Below are 4,158 nucleotides of genomic sequence, written 5' to 3' on the forward strand. Positions count from 1 at the left end.
TTTTCTTTCGTTTTCTTTACCAGCTTTTCCAGCGCGTTGATCAAATCGTATAGGGTCACATTCGTTACGGTATGATCCTCTTCACGCACATAAGGAGACAAATTCTCAGCGGGACGCGTAAAGACTTGATTACGACCGATTTCCATTTCTCTCAGGTTCTCGGCAAGCATCTTATAGCGCTTGTACTCCAACAGACGCGCAACCAGTTCTTCACGCGGGTCTATCTCGTCTACATCCATATCGAGGAACTGCTGAAAGACATGCTCCTCCTTCTTCGGTAACAGCATCTTGCTTTTAATAGAGAGGAGCGTAGCCGCCATGACTACGAACTCACTGGCCACATCCAGTTGGAGCTCTTGCATCTTGTCAATCGTCGCGAGGTATTGCTCCGTAATTTCCGCTACCGGTATGTCGTAGATGTCCACCTCAGCCTTGTCGATCAGATGGAGCAACAGATCGAGTGGTCCCTCAAAGGAATCAAGTTTGATGCTGTAAGCCAAAAGTCGTCCCTCGTTTCCGTTAGATGAACACGCTTAAGATGTTCACTGCAATCTGTTGAATCCAGGTGCTAACAATAGCAAGCGGAATCCCAAAAATAGTAGAGCTTACGCCTGGAATGAAAATCAGCAAGAGCAAGATCCATGGTCCATATACCTCATAATGATAGTACTTTGCATCCCAGCTGCGTGGAGACAAGAAGCGCAATATTTTGTAGCCATCCAATGGTGGGATCGGCAAAAGGTTAAAGACGAAGAGTGCAGCATTGATAATGATACTAAATTCAAGCGTTACCTCAATGGCAAAGGCTGCTTTTTCATTCATTCCTTCCATCATTCCGGAATAGCGTACAAGAATGTACACGATGCAGAATAAAATCGATAGTATCAGGTTGATAATCGGCCCTGCCACCGAAACGTAAACGATACCTAAACGCTTGTTCCCGCGAAAATGAAGAGGATTGATCGGCACCGGTTTCGCCCAACCAAATGGACCAAACAGAATGAGAATCAAACCAAACGGATCAATATGCGGGATTGGATTTAATGTTAATCGCCCCTCTGATTTCGCCGTATTGTCACCCAGCTTCCAAGCGACAAAGGCATGCGCCCATTCATGCAAAGTGAAAGCGATAACGAACGCAATTAAGCGAAACGGTACCGTTTTCCAATCAAAATGAAAAAGATCCATTGCTTCCTCCAATCATGCGCGTTCAAAAAGTCATCTTTTTGAACAACCCCTGATAAAAATCGTCTATCTTCTAGCATACCAGCAGATAGATAGGCTTACAACCCCATTCCAGCTTGACCCAGCATGCATCCTGACGTAAAAACACCGACAAGGATTCCCTCATCGGTGTTCAGTCAACTTCTATTATCCTACTTTTACTGTACCCATTTTATCGCCTTGTTTGATTGCATCCACGTGTTCCATACCGGAAGTAACGCGACCAAATACTGTATGTACGCCATCGAGGTGAGGGAAAGCATCATACAAGATGAAGAATTGGCTTCCGCCTGTGTCTTTTCCTGCGTGTGCCATGGACAGATAACCGCGCAGATGCTTGTGTGGGTTTCCTTTTGTTTCACATTTGATGGTGTAACCAGGACCGCCTGTACCTGTTCCGTAAGGGCAACCGCCTTGTGCTACGAAGCCAGGGATAACGCGGTGGAAGGACAGACCGTTGTAGAAGCCTTCATTAGCCAATTTCTCAAAGTTTGCAACTGTGCCCGGAGCTTCTTGATCGAACAGCTCCAGCTCGATTTGATTACCATTTTCCATGGTGATGAGCGCCTTTTTCATATGTTGACCTCCATACCTTGTAAAGTTAACGTACCCATTCTACCATGGAGAACGATTGACGTCCAATTATCCCTCGATGCGGATCTGCTCTTCGCCAGGCAACTCACAGTCGGTAATAAAAACCGTCCCAGCCTTCGCCTTTGCCACCATTTTCACGTACGCAGCCTTTTCTGCAACTTGTTCCGCACTGGTGTACTTCCCTGCATATAAGACGACACCTGCCATCGACATCGAGAGCTCCTGACCGTCACCCATTCTGCGTTTTTCATAAATGTCCGAAAAGTACGGCGTAAACGCATCCATGATAAACAATACAACATCATTCGCGCACTGCGCCTTCGTAATCAGGATAAAATCATCTCCGCCAATATGACCGATGAAATCAGATCCGCTTCCGTACCATTTTGAGGCTTCGCGCAACAAGTTCGCGGTTCGAACAATGATCTGATCACCTACTTCAAAACCGTAGCGGTCGTTAAACCATTTGAAACGATCGAGATCACAGTAGATGACCACCTGATGGTCAATCCGTTTCAGCCGTTGATTCAATTCTCTTTCAATCTGCACATTCCCCGGCAATCCTGTCAGCGGATTAGCAGAGCTGGCCATCTCGAGTTTGATGGAAGCCATTTTGTCCAACAGCTTCTGCACGGTAACGATACCGATGTACTCGCCATTCTCATCAATAATAATGACGACATCATACAAATGATAAGCATCCCTGGCCATCGCGCGCTTCGCTACCTCATCTAACTTGTCGTCTTTGATAGCTTTGAGCGGGTTGGTATTCATGATTTGAGAAACGGGCCTTTCATAATAGAGCGCGATTCCGTATTGACCACCGAGAATTTGATACAGAGAAAACCGCATGACAAGTCCAACCGGTATGCCGTTCTCCAGCACAACCACGCTTTCAATCCGCTGATTTTGTTCGAAAATCTCATGGATGCGTCTTACTTTCACGTGCTTTTCAACACTGATTGTCTTTGCCAAGATTTCCGTCATAGCTGGAGTTGGTAGTATTGGCGCTGCTTCTTGCTCAATCCGCTTTTCCATCGTAAACCTTAGAAAGTTCATCGCCTTTCCACATAGCTGCGCCATCCCTTTATCCGGCTTGCCTAAATAGTAACCCTGTCCATAGATGACACCGACGTCCATGAGCGTTTCCAGCTCTCGCTCTGTCTCGATCCCTTCTGCTATGATTTTGCAGTTCACTTTGTCAGCAAAGGATACAAACGTCTCCAACAACGCCTGCTTAATCGGATCGATATCGATATTGCGGATCAATGACATGTCAAGCTTAATAAAGTCTGGGTAGATTTCTGTAATCGATTCCAAGCTGGAGTACCCTGCTCCCGCATCATCTACGGCAATCATATAGCCTTGCTTGCGGTATTCTTCGATAATTTTTCGAAAGGCAGCGTAATTCGTAATCGCGTGGCGCTCTGTAATTTCAAAAACAATGTTTTGTGGCGTCAGCTCATACTCTGCCAAAAGCATCTGCACTTTGCCGCGCAATAGAAACGGATCGTCAATCGCTCGTGGGTCCAAATTGATGAATAGTTTTTCATGAGGCTTCAGGTAGCGTATATGCTCCAATGCCCGCTTGCGACATATATGCTCCAAACGAAACACAGTATCCGTCTCTTGTGCATAATAGAACAAGGCGGCGGGAGTTGCAAAGAGACTGTTGACCGGACCTCGCGCCAGTGCCTCCCATCCCAAAGCTTCGCCATTTGGCAAATGAATGATCGGCATGAAGTGCATCTGAACGTTTTCTTCTTCAAGCAGCTTGTGAAATTGTCTGATGTGGGCATATTTTTCGGAGGTAATCCCATACTTGGCCATGTGTACAGCATGCTTGACAGAGGTATACAGCTCTTTCACGATATCGTCTCCGATGATTTCCGCATAGCCGATATGGACACGAAGCTCCTCGCGATTGACGAAGCTCACTTGTCGATTTAACTGTCGTTCAGCCAACTCCTGAAAATGAATCGATAGCATTTGACAGTCTTCTTCACTCATCATTTTCGAAAAGGAAGTGTAGATCGCAAAATCGTCTCCCCACAGCTTTTGAATCGCGATGATTCTCCCTTTGATTTCAAATGCTTGACGAGCTACTGCTGGCAAAATGCTTTCGAATATATGAAGAACTCTCTTGGCACTCGTATCACCATAGCGATGCTCTACCTCTGTCAGCTTGACGATATCTATATAAAACATGACGACTTTCTTCTCTCTCTCCACTTCTTGCCGAATCATCGCCTTCATCCATTGGCGCTTGTCCAATGAAATATAGGGTATTCGTCGAAACCGCTTCATAAGAGTCGACAACATGATGAATCGCTCCCCCTC

Annotated in this window: 4 protein-coding genes; all 4 read right to left on the minus strand. The window is 46.0% G+C overall.

Annotation, left to right across the window (positions count from 1 at the left end; all coding sequences use genetic code 11):
* Window positions 1–500, minus strand: a 500-nt coding sequence (locus C7R94_RS29095) for a segregation/condensation protein A (protein ID WP_106785983.1), incomplete at its 3' end; no start/stop codon positions are given.
* A 19-nt stretch (window positions 501–519) separates the two neighbouring features.
* Window positions 520–1,188, minus strand: coding sequence for a site-2 protease family protein (locus C7R94_RS29100; RefSeq protein WP_106785984.1), 669 nt, complete (start codon window positions 1,186–1,188; stop codon window positions 520–522).
* 183 nt (window positions 1,189–1,371) lie between these two features.
* Entirely contained in the window at window positions 1,372–1,800 is a 429-nt protein-coding gene (locus C7R94_RS29105; protein WP_047068916.1) for a peptidylprolyl isomerase, read from the minus strand.
* A gap of 66 nt (window positions 1,801–1,866) precedes the next feature.
* A complete protein-coding gene (locus C7R94_RS29110) occupies window positions 1,867–4,140 on the minus strand; it encodes a GGDEF domain-containing protein (RefSeq protein WP_106785985.1) in 2,274 nt (757 codons plus the stop codon).
* Window positions 4,141–4,158: the final 18 nt, after the last annotated feature.

This window comes from Brevibacillus sp. NRRL NRS-603, assembly GCF_003013445.1.
Classification (GTDB): Bacteria; Bacillota; Bacilli; order Brevibacillales; family Brevibacillaceae; genus Brevibacillus; species Brevibacillus formosus.